General features: G+C 73.4%; 15 protein-coding genes. 6 read left to right on the top strand and 9 right to left on the bottom strand.

Annotated features, from left to right (window positions below; all coding sequences use genetic code 11):
- Positions 1-152 precede the first annotated feature (152 nt).
- Positions 153-998: an SDR family oxidoreductase gene (locus MTP10_RS05085; RefSeq protein ID WP_310707813.1), complete on the bottom strand. Its 846-nt coding sequence runs from the start codon at positions 996-998 to the stop codon at positions 153-155.
- Positions 999-1,000: 2 nt separating this feature from the next.
- Positions 1,001-1,300 (bottom strand): antibiotic biosynthesis monooxygenase, encoded by a 300-nt coding sequence (locus MTP10_RS05080; RefSeq protein WP_310707812.1) that lies wholly within the window; start codon positions 1,298-1,300, stop codon positions 1,001-1,003.
- Positions 1,301-1,357: 57 nt separating this feature from the next.
- On the opposite strand from MTP10_RS05080, the gene MTP10_RS05075 reads away from it, so the two are divergent.
- Entirely contained in the window at positions 1,358-1,822 is a 465-nt protein-coding gene (locus MTP10_RS05075; protein ID WP_310707811.1) for a MarR family winged helix-turn-helix transcriptional regulator, read from the top strand.
- 31 nt (positions 1,823-1,853) lie between these two features.
- Here the strand turns inward: MTP10_RS05075 and dnaN are convergent, their stop codons facing one another.
- The 3 genes from dnaN to MTP10_RS05060 all read right to left on the bottom strand — a co-directional run bounded on the left by dnaN (position 1,854) and on the right by MTP10_RS05060 (position 5,127).
- On the bottom strand, positions 1,854-2,954 hold the full coding sequence (gene dnaN / locus MTP10_RS05070; RefSeq protein ID WP_310707810.1) for a DNA polymerase III subunit beta: 1,101 nt from the start codon (positions 2,952-2,954) through the stop codon (positions 1,854-1,856).
- Between the two features lie 86 nt (positions 2,955-3,040).
- Entirely contained in the window at positions 3,041-3,694 is a 654-nt protein-coding gene (locus tag MTP10_RS05065) for a response regulator transcription factor (RefSeq protein WP_310707809.1), read from the bottom strand.
- Positions 3,694-5,127, bottom strand: a complete 1,434-nt coding sequence (locus tag MTP10_RS05060; protein WP_310707808.1) for a sensor histidine kinase — start codon at positions 5,125-5,127, stop codon at positions 3,694-3,696. Before MTP10_RS05060 ends, MTP10_RS05065 begins: the two co-directional genes overlap by 1 nt.
- Before the next feature lie 108 nt (positions 5,128-5,235).
- On the opposite strand from MTP10_RS05060, the gene MTP10_RS05055 reads away from it, so the two are divergent.
- The 3 genes from MTP10_RS05055 (at position 5,236) to soxR (ending at position 7,454) form a co-directional block, all read left to right on the top strand.
- Positions 5,236-6,141, top strand: a complete 906-nt coding sequence (locus MTP10_RS05055; protein ID WP_310707807.1) for an ABC transporter ATP-binding protein — start codon at positions 5,236-5,238, stop codon at positions 6,139-6,141.
- Entirely contained in the window at positions 6,138-6,872 is a 735-nt protein-coding gene (locus tag MTP10_RS05050) for an ABC transporter permease (RefSeq protein ID WP_310707806.1), read from the top strand. Before MTP10_RS05055 ends, MTP10_RS05050 begins: the two co-directional genes overlap by 4 nt.
- Positions 6,873-6,941: 69 nt before the next feature.
- Positions 6,942-7,454, top strand: coding sequence for a redox-sensitive transcriptional activator SoxR (soxR, locus tag MTP10_RS05045; RefSeq protein WP_310707805.1), 513 nt, complete (start codon positions 6,942-6,944; stop codon positions 7,452-7,454).
- Between the two features lie 149 nt (positions 7,455-7,603).
- Here the strand turns inward: soxR and MTP10_RS05040 are convergent, their stop codons facing one another.
- A complete protein-coding gene (locus MTP10_RS05040; protein WP_310707804.1) occupies positions 7,604-8,062 on the bottom strand; it encodes a universal stress protein in 459 nt (152 codons plus the stop codon).
- A gap of 90 nt (positions 8,063-8,152) precedes the next feature.
- The gene (locus MTP10_RS05035) at positions 8,153-10,957 is read right to left on the bottom strand and encodes a LuxR C-terminal-related transcriptional regulator (RefSeq protein ID WP_310707803.1); all 2,805 of its coding nucleotides are present in this window, start codon (positions 10,955-10,957) and stop codon (positions 8,153-8,155) included.
- 71 nt (positions 10,958-11,028) lie between these two features.
- On the opposite strand from MTP10_RS05035, the gene MTP10_RS05030 reads away from it, so the two are divergent.
- Together MTP10_RS05030 and MTP10_RS05025 are read left to right on the top strand one after the other, a co-directional pair.
- Positions 11,029-11,748 carry an ABC transporter ATP-binding protein gene (locus MTP10_RS05030; RefSeq protein ID WP_310708160.1) on the top strand — a complete coding sequence of 240 codons (720 nt, stop codon included), beginning with the start codon at positions 11,029-11,031 and terminating at the stop codon, positions 11,746-11,748.
- Positions 11,742-14,180, top strand: coding sequence for an FtsX-like permease family protein (locus MTP10_RS05025; protein WP_310707802.1), 2,439 nt, complete (start codon positions 11,742-11,744; stop codon positions 14,178-14,180). The genes MTP10_RS05030 and MTP10_RS05025 overlap by 7 nt, the downstream gene beginning before the upstream one ends.
- Before the next feature lie 103 nt (positions 14,181-14,283).
- On the opposite strand, the gene MTP10_RS05020 is transcribed toward MTP10_RS05025, so the two are convergent.
- On the bottom strand, positions 14,284-14,976 hold the full coding sequence (locus tag MTP10_RS05020) for a response regulator transcription factor (protein ID WP_310707801.1): 693 nt from the start codon (positions 14,974-14,976) through the stop codon (positions 14,284-14,286).
- Positions 14,973-16,226 carry a sensor histidine kinase gene (locus MTP10_RS05015; protein WP_310707800.1) on the bottom strand — a complete coding sequence of 418 codons (1,254 nt, stop codon included), beginning with the start codon at positions 16,224-16,226 and terminating at the stop codon, positions 14,973-14,975. The genes MTP10_RS05020 and MTP10_RS05015 overlap by 4 nt, the downstream gene beginning before the upstream one ends.
- Positions 16,227-16,373: the final 147 nt, after the last annotated feature.

The following is a 16,373-nucleotide window of genomic DNA, read 5'->3' as shown; positions in this document are numbered from 1 at the left end:
TGTTACGGCACAGCCTGGCAGGCCCCAGTCGCCGTACGGGGCTGGGGGCCTCCAGGGATACGGCCGCTGAGCCCGCACGGGGCCGGTCGCCGACACGCGCGTCATGTGGGCCATGGCCTCCGTCCGCGCCTTGCCCCGTTGCTCCTCCGGTGTCATCCCTGGCCGGACAGAAGCTGGTCCGCGTGAGCCCTGGCGAAGTCCGTGAAGGTGTGGGCGTCCTTGCCCGTCACCTCGCGGTAGTCCGGGGTCGTGTAGTCGCCCCACCCGTCCGCGTAGGCCCGCATGTACTCCGTGTTGACCGCGGCGTTCCAGGCGGGCAGTCCCGCTTCCAGCATGGCGGCGTGGGCCTGCTCCGGCGCCACCGGCTGGTAGGCGATCGGACGGCCGTACACCTCGCCGAGCGCCTCCGCCGCCTCGGCCAGGGAGATGCTGGCCGGGCCGGTGAGGGTGTAGACCTTGCCTGTGTGCGGTCGGGGGTCGGTCAGCAGGGTGGCGGCGAACTCGCCGATGTCCCTCACGTCGATGAGGCCGAACCGGCCGTGCCCGGTGGCGCCGTACAGGGTGTCCCCGGTGACGGAGCCGAACAGGTTCTGCATGAAGAAGGCCGGGCGGATGATGGTCCAGCCGAGGCCGGACGCCTGGAGCTCGACGTCGGACAGGGCGTGCAGGCGGCCGTTGCGTGTGGGCGCGTCGTGCGCTGCGCCGATCGCCGACATCCGGACCACGTGTCGCACCCCCGCCCGGCGGGCCGCCCAGAGCGCATTCATGCTGGCGTGCGGCGCCTGCGGGCCCATCGCGGTGAGCAGCCAGAGCGTCTCCACGCCGTCGAACGCGTCGCCGAGCGTCGCCGGGTCGTCGAGGTCGCCGACGGCCACCTCGTACCCGGCCGGCGCCTTGGCCGGGTCTCGTACCAGCACCCGCACCCCGTCCTTGCCGGGCAGCGCGTCGAGCACGGCGCCGGAGACGGTGCCGGTGGCTCCGGTGATGAGGATCGTCATGGTCAGCCCTCGCTTCCTTCCGTGGTGCCGTCTTCGGCGGACACCAGCTCGTCGATCAACTCGAAGAAGGCCCGGATGCCGGGCAGGTTGCCGCCCTTGGCGGCGGAGGCGGCGCGGTCCTCGGGCGAGCGCCACTCGACGATGTCGAGCCACTCGTCACGGGGCAGGCGCACCAGGCGTGCGCCGAGGAAGCCCGCGCGGTCGGCGCGGAAGTCCGCGAGCATTCCGGGACGGGCGGCGAGGAGCCGCTCGGCGTTGTCCGGAGCCACGCGGAACCGGGTGAGTTCCATCGTTGTGGTCATGAGGACGACCATATAGTAAAATTCAGTGACTATCAAGATTAGTGACCAAATGGAGGCGTGGCGGTGCGTAGGAGCCAGCGCAAGCAGGACAACCCCGACCTCGGCATCCTGGCCGGGCGGACGCTGTTCTCGGTGCAGCGGGAGCTGTTCGGGGCGGTCGCCGAGCAGGGACATCGGGAGCTCCGGCCGCGGCACGGCGCGGTGCTGGCCTACCTCGACGAGGAGGGCAGCCGGGCCACCGACCTGGCCACGCAGTCGGGGCAGCACAAGCAGGTCATCGGCACGCTGGTGGACGAACTGGTCGAGCTTGGCTACGTCGAGCGGCAGCCCGACCCGGCCGACCGCCGGGCCAAGTTGATCGTGCCCACGGCCAAGGGGCTGGACGAGATGGCCAAGTCGGACGCCGCCATGGCCGCCATCGAGGCCGAGCTGGCCTCGACCGTGGGCGAGGAGGCGTACGCGGAGTTCAAGCGCGTCTTCAAGCTGGTCGCCGACCGGCAGTCGGCCCGCAGACCGCAGTGACGCCCCGCTCCCCGGCGGCGCCGGGGCGGGATCAGGCGCCGAGGCGCAGGGACATCACGAGGTAGCGGAAGGCGGGGTCGGCGTCTCCGGGCACGTCCTGGATCAGCGCCGGCCGCGTCGGGGACTCCATGTTGAGGCGGGCCAGCTCCGTCTCGATGCCGGTCAGGCCGTCGAGGAGGAACTGCGACTGGAAGGCGATCTCGATGTCGTCGCCCCGCAGCTCGCACTCCAGCACCTCGATGCCGCGCCCGATGTCGCCGCCGCCCGCCTGGAGCGTCACCTGCCCCTGGGTGAACGACAGCCGGATCGCGGTGTTGCGCTCGGCCACCAGGGCGACCCGCTTGATGGCGTCGACGAACGGGCCCACCCGCACGTCGGCCCGGATCGACCAGTCGGAGGCGAGCCGGGTGCGGTAGTCGATGAACTGCTCGTCGAGCAGCCGCACCGTGGTGCTGCGTCCGACGCTCTCGAAGCCGGCCACCCCGTCGCCCATCGCGATCTGCACCTCGCCGCCGCGCAGCGACCTGGCCACCTCGACCAGCACCCGCGCGGGCACCATGGCCGAGACGGCGATGTCGGGCCGCACGGGCCGCCAGCCGAACTCGCGGGCCGCGATCCGGTAGCGGTCGGTGGCGGCCATCGTGACCGTCTCGCCGTCGATGTCGACCCGGATGCCGGTGAGCATCGGCAGGGTGTCGTCACGGCTGGAGGCGGGCGCGGCCTGGCCGACCGCCGAGGCGAACACGCCGCCGCCGACGGCTCCGATGGCGGGCGGCATCGTCGGCATGGTCGGGAAGTCCTCGACCGGCATCGTGATCAGGCCGAACTCGGCGCTGCCGCAGGTCAGAACCGCCTCGGCGCCCTCGGTGACGATCTGCACCTCGTCGCCGGGCAGGCTGCGAGTGATCTCGGCCAGCAGCCGGCCGGGAATGAGCACGCCGCCGGCTTCGGCCACATCGGCGTCGATCCGCGCCTGGGCGGAGACGTCGTAGTCGAACGCGGACAGGCTCAGCTCCTCGCCGGCCACCAGCAGCAAGCCGGAGAGCACGGGCATCACGGGCCGGTTGGGGAGGACCCGGGCGGCCCATGCCACGGCATCCGCCAGAAGATCGCGGTTAACCCGGATTTTCACCTGATTCGGCCCTTTCGCTCGCCTGCCTCCTATGAAGGTAGCCGGTCCCACCGACAATCCCGTGCAGCTTGTCGACCAGGCGGGAGTCAGCGGCTGTTGAGGTAGGCGAGCACTGCGAGCACCCTGCGATTGTCGTCGTCGGAGGGGGCCAGACCCAGCTTGGCGAAGATGCTCGCGGTGTGCTTGGCCACCGCGCTCTCGCTCAGGTAGAGCCGCTGCGAGATGGCGGCGTTGGAGCGGCCCTCGGCCATGGCCTCCAACACCTGCCGCTCGCGCGGCGTCAGCGCGGCCAGCGGCTCGTTCCGGGCGTTGCTGGCCAGCAGCTTGGCGATGACCTCGGGGTCCATGGCCGTGCCGCCACCGGCCACCCGGCGCACGGCGTCGACGAACTGCCCGGCGTTCAGCACCCGGTCCTTCAGCAGGTAGCCGATCGCGCCGGAGCCGTCGGCCAGCAGCTCGCGGGCGTAGAGCTGCTCGACGTGCTGCGACAGCACGAGGATCGGCAGGCCAGGCACCTGCCGGCGGGCCTCCAGCGCCGCCTGGAGCCCCTCGTCCGTGAACGTCGGCGGCAGCCGCACGTCCACGACCGACACGTCGGGCCGCAGCTCGACCAGCCCCTTCAGCAGCTCGGGACCGCTCTCCACTGCGGCCACGACGGTGAACCCGTGAGCCTGGAGCAGGTGGACCAGCCCGTCCCTGAGCAGGTAGAGGTCCTCGGCGATCAGCACCCGGTCGCCCATCAGCACATCCCCAGCCGGCGCGGCGCCTCGGCCATCCAGCGGTCCCGGTTGTGCTTGGCGGGGATCGCGATGGCGGTCGCGTACATGCCGAGACCCAGAGCGATCATGAAGAGGATGACCGGCCACTGGAGGGGCTCGGGGGCGTACAGGGCGAGGAACCACGACTTCTCGGGGAACGCGAAGGTCTTGAACACGGCGGCGACCATCCCCTGCGGGAACAGCGGACACCAGGCCAGCGACCAGCACAGCGCCACCACGGCGGTCTTCCAGCGCGGCAGCTTGTTGCCCTCCGCCCAGTGGACCGGGAGCACCTTGGGCAGCACCATCATGACGCCCGTCGGGCCGCCCGGCGGGCTGTTGATCGCCATCACGCCGTCGAAGGCGGCCAGCCGCCGCTCGATCCCGCGCAGGCCGCTGCCCTTGGCCTGGTCCGCGCCGCCCAGGCCGTCGTCCGTGACCGTGATGCGCAGGGCCGACCCGTCGGAGCTGATGTCCACGCTCGCCGAGCGGGCGTCGCCGTGCCGGGCGGCGTTGGCCAGCAGCTCGCTGACCGCGAAGTAGGCCGCGGCCTCCACCGGAGGCTCCGGCCGGTGCGGCAGGTCCACCTCCACCTCCACCCGCAGCGCGGTGTCCATCGCGAGGGCGCGCACGGCGTCGGCGAGCCCCCGCTCCGCCAGCACCGGGGGGTGGATGCCGCGGATGAGCCGCCGCAGCTCGGTCAGCGTGTCGGCGGAGGCGTCGCGGGCCTTGGTCATCAGCGCCTTCGCCGCGGCCGGGTCCGAGTCCATCAGCTCCTCGGCCGCGCCCAGGGTCATGCCGATCGCGATGAGCCTGGCCTGGGTGCCGTCGTGCAGGTCGCGCTCGATGCGCCGCATCTCGGCCGCCTGGGAGTCCGCGGCGATGCTGCGTGACTGGTGGAGGTGGGTGAGCTGACCGCGCAGCAGGCTCGTGCGGGTGGGGGACAGCAGCAGGGCGCACCACTGGCCGTACACCCGCAGGCCCCTGGTGGGCGTCACGAGCAGCATCGGCAGCAGAGCGATCTTGATCAGCGGGTCCAGGCCCAGCCACAGCAGGTCGCGCCAGCTCGCCGGGTCGGTGGTCAGCCACTTCCACCGGGCGTTCCAGGCGGGGACGCGGGGCGACTTGTACAGCGTCCGCTCGTGACGGTACATCCCGTCCGTCAGAGGCTGCGGCGGCGGCGGCTCCGGGAGGTACGGCGAGGCGATCCGGATCCCGGACCAGGCGCCGATCCGGCGCCGGGTCTCCTCCGCCGTCCCCCGCACCATGCGCACGGCCGGCGGGTAGAGGAAGACCAGCCCCAGCGTGAACGTCATGATCACCGCCGGCAACGCGAACAGCAGGATGCCGATCTGGACGATGATCATTCCGAGCAGCGCGGACACCCGGGCCGTCCCGGTCAGTCGTCGGAGCATGTCACCAGTGTGCGCGAACAACGACAGCACTCGCACTGTACCTAGGTACACCGTTACCGGGCACCCAACCCGATTCCCGCCACCGGCCCCGATTCCTACCGTCGAGGCATGAAGGTCATCGAGGTGAGAAACCTCCGCAAGAGCTACCCCCGTCACGTGGCGGTGGAGGACGTGTCGTTCGAGGTGGCCGAGGGAGAGATCTTCGGCATCCTCGGACCCAACGGCGCCGGCAAGACGACCACCGTCGAGTGCGTCGCCGGTCTGCGGGTGCCCGACTCCGGCACCGTACGGGTGGCCGGGCTCGACCCGCACCACGACCGCGACGAGCTGCGCCGCGTGCTCGGAGCGCAGCTCCAGAGCGCCGCGCTGCCGGAGAAGATCAAGGTCTGGGAGGCCCTGGACCTGTACGCCTCCTTCTACCCGCACCCCGCCGACTGGGAGGAGCTGATGCGCCGGGTCGGGCTCCACGACAAGCGCGACACCGCGTTCGGCAAGCTCTCCGGCGGGCAGCGCCAGCGGCTGTCGGTCGCCCTGGCCCTGGTCGGCCGGCCGCGCGTGGCCGTGCTCGACGAGCTCACCACCGGTCTCGACCCGCAGGCCCGCCGCGACACCTGGGAGCTGGTGGAGCAGGTGCGCGACTCGGGCGTCACGATCGTGCTGGTCACCCACTTCATGGAGGAGGCCGAACGGCTCTGCGACCGGCTCACCCTCATCGACCGGGGCCGCGTCGTGGCCACCGGCACCCCGGCCGCGCTCGTCGCCCAGGCGGGCGGGGAGCAGCGGCTCAGGTTCCGGCCGTCGGCGCCCGTGGACCACGCGCTGCTGCTGGCGCTGCCCGAGGTGCGTTCGGTCACCGGCAGCGGCGATCACCTGGAGGTCACCGGCGTCGGCGACCTGGCGCCCGCTGTCACGCTCGCGCTCGCCGAGCACCGGATCGTGCCCACCGACCTGCGCATCGAGCAGTCCACGCTCGACGACGCGTTCCTCGCCCTCACCGGAAGGACACTGTCATGAGGAAGATCCTCGCCGTCGAGACGAAGCTCTACCTGCGCGAGTGGCCGGCCATGCTGTTCTCCATCGTGCTGCCGGTCGGGCTGCTGCTGGTGCTGGGCAGCATCCCCGACATGGGCAAGGCCGACCCCGCGCTCGGCGGGCAGCGGATCACCGACACCCACTTGCCGGCCATGATGACGCTGCTGGCGATGCTCACGCTGGCGTTCACGGTGCTGCCCACCGTGCTGACCACGTACCGCGAACGGGGCGTGCTGCGGCGGATGTCGACCACGCCCGTCCACCCCGCGCGGATGCTGGCCGGCCAGCTCCTCATCAACGTGGCCGTCGGCGCCGTGTCCACCGCCCTGGTCATCGTGCTCGGCCGGCTCGTGCTGGGGACGGCCATGCCCCGGCAGCCGGTCGGGTTCGTGCTGGTCTTCCTGCTGGGCACGGCCGCGCTGATGGCCATGGGGCTGGTGATCGCCGCGCTGGCGCGCACCGGGAAGGCCGCTTCCGGGATCGGGTCGGTGGTGATGTTCCCGCTGATGTTCGTGGCGGGCATGTGGATCCCGCGCGAGTTCATGCCGGGCGCGCTGCGCGTCTTCAGCGACTTCTCGGTGGCCGGCCCGTTCGCCCAGGCCATGCGCGCCACCTGGGCGGGCGACTGGCCGCAGCCGCTGCACCTGGCGGTGATGGCGGCCGGCGTGCTGGTCTTCGGCTGGCTGGCCGTGCGCCTGTTCCGCTGGGAATGAGCGCCCGGCCGGTCGAGGTGCTGGAGACGCTCCTCGAGCGGCCGAGCGATCCTGAACTATAGTCCAGGTATGACCAGGGCCCCGTGGAACACCAAGGAGCTGACCGTCGGGCAGCTCGCCGAGCGCAGCGGAGTCGCCGTGTCGGCACTGCACTTCTACGAGACCAAGGGGCTCATCACCAGCCGCCGCACCGCCGGCAACCAGCGCCGCTACACCCGCGACACGCTCCGCCGGGTGGCCTTCATCCGGCTGGCCCAGCGCATCGGCATCCCGCTCAAGACGATCAGGGACGCGCTCGGCGAGCTGCCGGAGGAGCGCACCCCCACGCGCGGGGACTGGGCCCGGCTGTCGGCCGCCTGGCGCGGCGAGCTGGAGGACCGCATCGAGCAGCTCCAGCGGCTGCGCGACGACCTGACCGACTGCATCGGCTGCGGCTGCCTGTCGCTCGACCGGTGCGCCCTGGCCAACCCGTACGACCGGCTGGGCGAGGAGGGGCCGGGCGCCAGGCGCATCGACACCCACCTGATCCATGCCGGGCCCGCCGCGGCCAAGACGTCCCCCGCGGGAGAGTGCTGTATCTGACCGCCCTCCCGCGAGAGGCGGGATGCTTCGTGCTGCCCGATCGAGCACCGAGACTATTCTCAGTCAGTGATCGAATGCCCTGAGTATCGAGACGGGATGGGTATCAGCGGCCGGACCGGTCGTCCGGCCGGCATTGCGTGACAGGCCGGCTAGCGGCCGCCGTCCTTCGCGGGCGGCGGGACGATCAGCGTCGGCCGGCGCGCGTGGTGCAGCACGTGGTTGGAGACGCTGCCCAGCAGCACCGAACGGGTCTCCGACAGGCCGCGCGAGCCGGTGACGATCAGCGAGGCGTCCAGCTCGTCGGCCACGTCCACGATCGTCTTCCAGATCGACTCCCGATCGGCCACGGCCCGGTGGGTCACCTCGGTGATCCCGGAGGCCCGCACCAGGTCGGCGCCCTCCTCGGCGTGCCGCTCGGCCAGCTCGCGCCACTCGTCGGTGCCGTCCGTGACCGCCGCGAGGTCCGCCAGCGGATACCTCCTGAGCTGCACCAGCAACGGCTCCCATACGGTCACGACGACGACGGGCTCGGGGGCCAGATGCTTGGCCGCGAACTCGATCGCGGAACGCGAGTCGGCCGAACCGTCATAGGCGATCAGAATGGACATGGCCTGCTCCCTTCGAACTGCTCTCCTCCTGTGCAGCACCGCGTTGATCAGCCAGGATTCCTGTCCGGCCTGTCTGGTGCGTCACACCGGTCAGGACAGGTCGAGGCCGGCGAGCTGGGCGCGGCTGGCCACGTTGAGCTTGGGGAAGGCCCGGTAGAGGTGGTAGCTGACCGTCTTGGGGCTGAGGAAGAGCTGCGCCCCGATCTCCCGGTTCGTCAGCCCGGCCGCCGCCAGCCGGACGATCTGCAGCTCCTGCGGTGACAGCGCGGAGACGGCCTCGTCATGCCCGGCCGGAGCGCTGGTGTCTCCCGCGGCCCGCAGCTCCGTCCGGGCGCGCTCGGCCCACGGCCGGGCTCCCAGCCGCTCGAACGTCTCCAGCGCCGCACGCAGGTGCGGCCGGGCGCTGCCCTTGTGCCGCTCCCTGCGCAGCCGCTCCCCGAAGGCCAGGCGGGTCCGCGCGGCCTCCCACGGGCGGCCGCTGTCGGCGTGCAGCCGTACGGCGGCGCGGAAGTGCTCGTGCGCGGTGTCCCAGTCGGGTTCGAGCAGGGCGCGACAGCGGTGGAGCACCCCGCCGGCCCAGTCGTGGCCCGCGGCGTCCGCCCACTCCTCGAACCGCCGCAACGGCTCGCCCGCCGGGGCGCCCAGCCGTACGGCCGCCTCGATCTGGTCGGGTGCGAAGTACACCGCCTGGATCTGGTGGCGCACCGGCCCCTCCAGGGCGGCGTCGAGCCGGTCCAGCGCCTCGGCGAAACGGCCCCGGCCGAGCTCCAGCAGGGCCAGCGCCCATTCGGCCCAGGCGGGCCCGTTGGCGATCCGGTTGGCCTCGAACCGGTCGAGGCACCGGGTCGCCAGCCTGGAGCACTCGGCGTCCTCGCCCCGTACGGCGGCGATCCAGGCGAGCATGCCTTCGAGGTAGCCGGCCCGGTTCGGCTGGCCGGTGTCGGCGGCCAGCCGCAGCCCTTCGGCGGCGCCGGCTACGGCGTCGTTGAACCGGCCGAGGTAGAGGTCGCAGGCCGTGAGCGTCAGGAGGGCCAGCGGGAGCTTGCCGATGTCGCCGCGCGCCCGGCACTCGGCGGCGACGGCCGCGGAGATGTCACGGCCGGCCTGGAAGTCGCCGACCAGGCCGGCGACGAAGGCGGCGTTGACGCGCAGCGCGTGCGCTCCCTCACGGATCCGGCCGCCGTCGGCGACCAGGCCGCGCATGGTGGCCAGGGCCCCGGCCGGTCCCTTGGCCAGGAACTCGGCCGCGCCCGTGACGGCGTCCACGGCGGGGCCGAGACCGTCCTCCGGCTGGAGGCCGAGCGCGTGCAACCGGCCGGCCGCCTCCGCGACCCGGCCGGGGTCGCTGAGCTGCCAGGCGTTGCGGGCGGCGTCGATGAGCATCAGCCCGGCCATGACCCGATCGGCCGCGGCGATCCCCCCTCCATCGGCCATGTCTCCATCGGCCGCGTCTCCGGCGGCCATCTCTCCGGTGGCCGTGTCTCCCGTCACCGCGTCCCCGGCGGCCCTCCGCCCGGTCACCCTCTGCCCGACGATCAGGTCCGCGCCCGACAGGAGCAGGTCGTGGGCCAGGTGGGGCGCCCCCTCGTCGAAGGCGACGCGGGCGCGCAGCTCGGACAGCCGGGCGAGCGACCGGGGATCCGTCAGCAGGTGGCCGGCCCGGTCGATCAGGTCCTTCGCCCGGCCCGGCTGGCCGGCGTCCGCCGCCGCGACCGCCGCGGAGGTCAACCGGCGTGCCCGTACGGCCGTCTCCTCCGTCAGCTCGGCGGCGCGCTCCAGCGCGGCGGACGCGCCCGCGTTGCCGCTGCGCTCCCTGGCCCGCTCCGCGGCCTGCTCCAGCGCCAGCGCGGCCGTCTCGTCCGGGCCCGTCGCCGCCGCGGCCAGGTGCCACGCCTGCCGGTCCGGCCGGCCGCCGAGGAGCCGCGCGAGGACGCGGTGCATCTCCAGCCGCGCGGCGTACGTGCCGTGCCGGAACGCGGCGGCGCGCATGAGCGGGTGGGCGAACGTCACGTGGGCACCGTCGATCCTGATCAGCCCGGACCGCTCCGCCGTGTCGAGGGCCGCCGGGGCGACGCCGAGCTCCGCGGCGGCCCGCACGATGACGGGCAGCTCCCCGCCGTCCTCGACCGCGGCCAGCACGAGCACGGTCGCGGCGTCCGCCGGCAGCCGGGCGATGCGCGCGGCGTACGCCTCCTGGATGCGGCGCGGCAGCGGAAGGGGACCCTGGGCGGGCGCGCTCTCCTGGAGTTCGAGCAGGGCGAGAGGGTTGCCGCCGCTCTCCTCGATGATCCGCTCGCGCATGGGAGCGGCGAGACCGGGCGCACGCCCTGTCAGCAGCCGCTCGGAGCTCTCCCTGTCCAGGCCGCCGAGCAGATGCTCGGGCAGCCCCGCGGCGTCGAAGCCGTCACGGGCGCCGAACAGCAGCACGACCCCCTCCGCGTGCAGGCGGTGAGCCGCGAACCGCAGCGCCGCCGCCGAGGCCCTGTCCAGCCAGTGCGCGTCGTCCACGAGACACAGCAGGGGGCCGTCGTCGGCCAGGTCCGACAGCAGGGACAGCACGGCCAGGCCGACCAGGAACTCGTCGTCCCGGCCGGCGGGCCCGATGCCGAGGGCGCCGCTCAGCGCCGCCGCCTGCCGCTCCGGCAGCGTGTCCACGCGGGCCAGGACGGGGCGCAGCAGCAGGTGCAGCGAGGAGAACGGGATCTCCGCCTCGGTCTCGATGCCGGTGCCGCGCAGTACGGCCATGTCCCGGGCCCGCTCGCCCGCGTAGGCGAGGAGCGAGGTCTTGCCGATGCCCGGCTCCCCGCGGATCACCAGCACGGCGCTGCGGCCCTCACGGGCCCCGCTGAGCAGCGTGTCCAGCCTCGCCTGGTCGTGGGCGCGTCCCTCAAGCACCTGCGGAATCCTAGTCACTCGTCCGGTACCCCGCCTCGTGGGGCGCCCATAGCGTTCGCATCGTGGATTTCATGCAAGGGGTCGATCTGACCTCGGTCACCAAGCAGTACGCGCACGGCGTCACCGCGCTCGACGACGTGACGATCGGCTTCAGGACCGGTACGTTCACGGCCGTGATGGGGCCGTCCGGCTCGGGCAAGTCGACGATGCTGCAGTGCGCCGCCGGGTTGGACCGCCCCACGTCCGGACAGGTGACGGTCGACGGCCGTGACCTGGCCCGGCTCACCGACAAGCAGCTCACGCTGCTGCGGCGCGACCGGATCGGGTTCGTCTTCCAGGCGTTCAACCTGCTGCCGTCGCTCACCGCCGAGCAGAACGTCGGCCTCCCGCTGCGCCTGGCCGGCCGCCGCCCCGACCCCGAGCTCGTACGGCAGAGCCTGGCGGCCGTCGGCCTGGCCGGCCGCGCCGGGCACCGGCCCGCCGAGATGTCGGGCGGCCAGCAGCAGCGCGTCGCGATCGCGCGGGCCCTGGTCACCAGGCCCGCCGTGCTGTTCGCCGACGAGCCGACCGGCGCCCTCGACGCCAACACCAGCCGGGAGGTGCTCCAGCTCCTGCGCACGCTGGTGGACCGGCACGCGCAGACCATCGTGATGGTCACGCACGACCCGGTCGCCGCCTCGTACGCCGACCGGGTGGTGTTCCTGACGGACGGGCGCGTGTACGGCGAGCTGGCCGATCCCACGGCCGAACTCGTCGCCACCCGCATGCTGCAACTGGAGGCGTCGTGCTGAGGATCGCCCTGGCCACCCTGCGGACGCGGTGGGTCTCGTTCGCCGGCACCTTCGCCGCGCTGGCCCTCGGCGCCGCCCTGATCGCCGCGCTCGGCCAGGTGCTCGCGACCACCAGCGGCTCCCCCGACCGGGGCCCGCAGCGCTACGCCGCCGCTCCCGTCGTCGTCGTGCCGGACGACCGGCTCACCGTGCCCACCTGGCAGGGCGGCAGCAGCGCGCCCCTCGCCGAGCCGCGCGGTGTACCCGCCGAGCTGGCCGCGCGCCTGCCCGGAGCGGTCGTGGACCGGGCCTTCCCCGCGCAGCTCGCCGGCGGGCCCCCGGCGGTGGGGCGCCCGTGGGCAGCCGCCAGGACGGCGCCGCCCCGGCTGCTGCCCGGCCGGGCACCCGCCTCGGCGCGTGAGGTCGCGGTGACCGGCGGCGCCCGGGTCGGCGATCGGGTGTCCGTCGTCACGGCCTCCGGCGCCGGCGCGTACACGGTCGTGGGCGTCACCTCCCCCGGTCCCGAGGCCACGGTCTTCTTCTCCGACGCGCAGGCCGCCCGGCTCTCCCCGCGCGTCACCGCGCTCGCCCTGTGGAAGCCCGCCGCCGAGGTGGAGGCCGTGGTCGGCGGGAAGGCGCGCGTTCTGGCCGGTCAGGGCAGAGCGCTCGCGGACCCCTCCCGCGCGGCCGACGAGAACGCGCGGGACAACGCCAACACCATCGTCGGCATCGCCGCCGGGTTCGCCGGCTTCATCGCCGTGTTCGTGGTCTCGTCCACGTTCGCGTTCGCGGTGGGGCAACGGCGGCGGGAGTTCGCCCTGCTGCGGACGATCGGCGCGACCGTCCCGCAGGTCAGGCGCATGGTGTACGGCGAGGCGCTGCTGGTCGCGGTGACCGCCTCCGCGGCCGGCGCGCTGCTCGGCCCCTTCGGCGCCCGTCCGATCCTGGACTGGCTGGCCGGGCTGGGGATGGCTCCGGGCTGGCTGGTGCCGAGCGTCTCCCGGGTGCCGTCGTGGATCGCCTTCGGCACCGGCGTGGTCGTCGCGCTGCTCGGCGTCGCCGTGTCGGCGCGACGGGCGGGCCGGGTGCCCGCGGCCGAGGCCCTGCGCGAGTCGAGCGTCGAGCAGGGCGCCATGACGCCCGGCCGGTGGGTCGCGGGCCTGGCGATTCTCGCCACGGCGCTGGTCAGCATGACCGTGACGGCCGTGGGCGATCCGTCGGCCGCGACCGGCAACAAGTCGTACATGCCGGTTCTGATGCTGCTCATCGCGGCCGTCGGCATGCTCGCGCCCGTCGTGGTGCGGCCCGTCCCCCGCCTGCTCACCTGGCCTGTCGAGCGGCTGCGCGGCGCCGGCGGCACGGTCGTCGCCGCCGGAGCCGCCGCCTCCGCCCGGCAGACCGCCGCGACGGCCGCTCCCGTGCTGGTCACGGTGGGCCTGGCCGCCTCGCTGCTCGGCGCGGCCGCCATGAGCGACGCGGCCAGGACCGTGCTGGAGGCGCAGCCGGTACGAGCCGACTATGTCGTGATCCCCACCGGCTCGGCCGGGCTCGACCGGCAGCTCGTCCAGCGCCTGCGCGCCGTCCCGGGAGCGGACGTCACCACGACCACCCCGACCAGCGTCTACACCCTCGAAGGCAGGACCGCGCTGATCCGGCGACCGGCCGAGGCCGTCGATCCCGAAGCGCTGCTCCGGAGCATCGACGTGCCGGTCGTCGCCGGCTCGCTGGCCGGGCTCCGTGACGACACGATCGCGGTGTCCCGGACATGGGAGCTGAACGTCGGCCAGTCCGTCACCATGTGGCGCGCCGACGGCAGCGAGACGTCCCTCACGGTCACGGCCGTGCTCGGCGACCGCTCCGCCGCCGACTCCTACGTCACCCCGGCGCACGCCTTCTCCGCCCTGCCGTCCAGGGCATACGTCAAGCTGCGACCCGGTGCGACGCCGGAGCAGGTCGGGGCGGCGCTCCGGCAGGCCACCCGGGGCCACAACGCCGACGCCCTCACCAAGGCCGCGTGGGAGCGGCAGATCGGCACGCGCCGCGCCTCGGCCAGCCGGCTGGGCCTGCTGGTGGTGCTGTGCATCATGCTGGCGTACACCTCGATCGCCCTGGTCAACACCCTGCTGATGGCCGCGTCGGACCGCGAGGCGGAGCGCGGGTCGCTGCGCCTGCTGGGGGCGACGCGGGCGCAGGTCCTCAGGTACGTGATGGGCGAGGCGCTGCTGGTGGTGGCGGTCGGGACCGTCCTGGCCGCGCTGGCCACGGCGCTCAGCCTCTTCGGCCTGTGGACGGCGCTGGTCCAGCTCACCGGGCCGATCGCGGGCACGCTGCCGTGGGTGACGATGCCGTGGGGGACGGTCGTCGCGGTGACGGCGGGCTGCGCGCTGCTGGCCGTGCTCGCGGCGGTGGTCCCGGCCCTGTCGTCCAAGGGCCTCAGGTCCCCGGCGACGTGACCGGGCCCGCGTACGGGAGCGGTCCGTCGGGCCGGGACCGCGTACGGGGGCGGTCCGTCGGGCCGGGTCGGGCGGCGAGGCCGGTCCGAGGAGCGCCCGCCGATCAGCGGCTCACCAGTCCCGTCCGGTAGGCGATGACGACCAGTTGCGCGCGGTCGCGCGCACCCAGCTTCGCCATGGCGCGGCTGACATGGGTGCGCGCGGTCGCCGGGCTGAGAAACAACTCGGCACCGATCTCGTGGTTGCTGAGGCCCTGCCCCACCAGAGCCAGCACTTCGCGCTCGCGCTCGGTCAGCACCGCGAGCCGGTCCTCCGCGGCCCGGGCAGCTGTTCGCCGCGCGGTGAACTGGCCGATGAGGCGCCGGGTGATCCGCGGCGCGAGCAGCGCCTCTCCGGCGGCGACCACCCGGATGGCATGCAGCAGCTCGGCCGGTCCGGCGTCTTTGAGCAGGAAGCCGCTGGCGCCGGCCTGCAACGCGTCGAAGACGTACTCGTCGGTGTCGTAGGTGGTGAGGATCAGGACTCGGACGCGCTCCAACCCTGGCGTCCCGGCGATCTGCGCGGTGGCTTGGATCCCGTCCAGTTTCGGCATGCGGATGTCCATGAGGACGACGTCGGGGCGAGTGGCGCGCGCCCGCTCGACGGCTTCGGCACCGTTGGTGGCTTCGCCCACCACCGTGATGTCGTCCTCGAGGTCGAGCAGGACCTTGAACCCAGAACGTACGAGACCCTCGTCGTCGGCGACCAGCACCTTGATCGGAGCGTCGGCCGGCGGTGACGCGGCGGCCGCGTTCACAGGCGCGACCCGGTCGGCGCGAGGGGCAGTCGTGCCCTGACCTCGAACCCGCCGCCCGGAAGCGGCCTGGCGTCGAGCTCCCCACCCAGCAGCTGACAGCGCTCGCGCATACCGAGGATGCCCCGGCCGGGCCTGGCCGAGCCGCCGGTGCCGGCCGGATGCCGGGCCGGCGGATGCGGGTCCGCGAGGTCATCAGGCCGGACGGCGAGGCGGCCCTCATCGGTCACGCGGATCTCCAACGCCTCGATCCCGGGGTTCAGCGCCACCGTCACCCGGGTCGGGCCGACATGGCGGATCACGTTGGTGATCGACTCCTGGAGGATTCGGTAGGCGGCGCTTCCCACCGCGCTCGGCAACGGCGCCGCGGGCGAGGTCTCCTCGAGCTTGATGTCGAGTCCCGCTTCGCGGGCCTTGGCGGTCAGCTCCTCGATCTGCCCCAGCCCGGGGTACGGCACGCGCCCGCCGTCGTCACCGTCGTCGTCGCGAAGCACCCCGAGGATGGCCCGCATCTCCCGCAGCGCCCGGGAGCTGGTCTGCTCGATGGCTCGCAGCGCCTCGCGCGCAACTTCCGGCCTCTTGTCGAGCACGTGCGCGGTGACACCGGACTGGACGTTGATGATCGCTATGGCGTGCGCGACGGTGTCGTGGACCTCGCGCGCGATGCGGAGCCGTTCCAGGTCGACACGGGCCCGCGCCTCCTCCTCGCGAGTCCGTTCGGCCAACTCGGCGCGCTCCTGGGCTTCGGCCGCGATGACCCGCCGGGACCGGACGGACTCGCCGAGGGCCGCGCTCATGACCGACGCGCCGATCCGGAAGAACACCCAGCCGATGGCGGCGCGTGGCTCGATGTCGGCCGCGGCGACCAGCCAGCCGATGGCGAGCACCGTGGTGCCCACACCGGCTGTGACCAGCGACCGGCGCCCGTCGCCGTACGCGGCGAGGGTGTAGAGGGCGACGAAGAGCCCGAGCCAGCCCGGCCCGTCCGGGAAGCCCAAGCCGTAGTAGAGCAGGCTGGCGAGTGCGGCGGTGACGAACACCGGCACCGGCCACCGGCGGCGGCCGGCGACGACCACACCGCTCACGACCAGCAGGACGTATCCCAGGTTCCCGAGGTCGGTGAGGGGACGCTGCACCACCTCGCCGGCATTGCGCACCATCGTGCCCTGAACCTGCATCACGGTGACGAAGACCGTGAGCAACACGTCCTGCGCCGGCACAGGCAGGCGCAACGGCGCGAGGCGGTCTTCCATGCCGCGATCCTACGGTTCCCGCGCGCGAGAACACTTCCCCCCGGACGCGCGAGCGCCTACGACAACGGGCGTACCGGGGCACGAGTCGGCTACGCAGAACTGCGTAGCCGCTGCCATGCACGCCGTCCGCGTCGCGGACAGCCTGCC

It is taken from the genome of Nonomuraea sp. 3-1Str, assembly GCF_031570565.1.
Taxonomy (GTDB): domain Bacteria; phylum Actinomycetota; class Actinomycetes; order Streptosporangiales; family Streptosporangiaceae; genus Nonomuraea.
The sequence above is the reverse complement of the archived record's forward strand: the minus strand, read 5'-3'. Positions and strand labels throughout refer to the sequence as shown.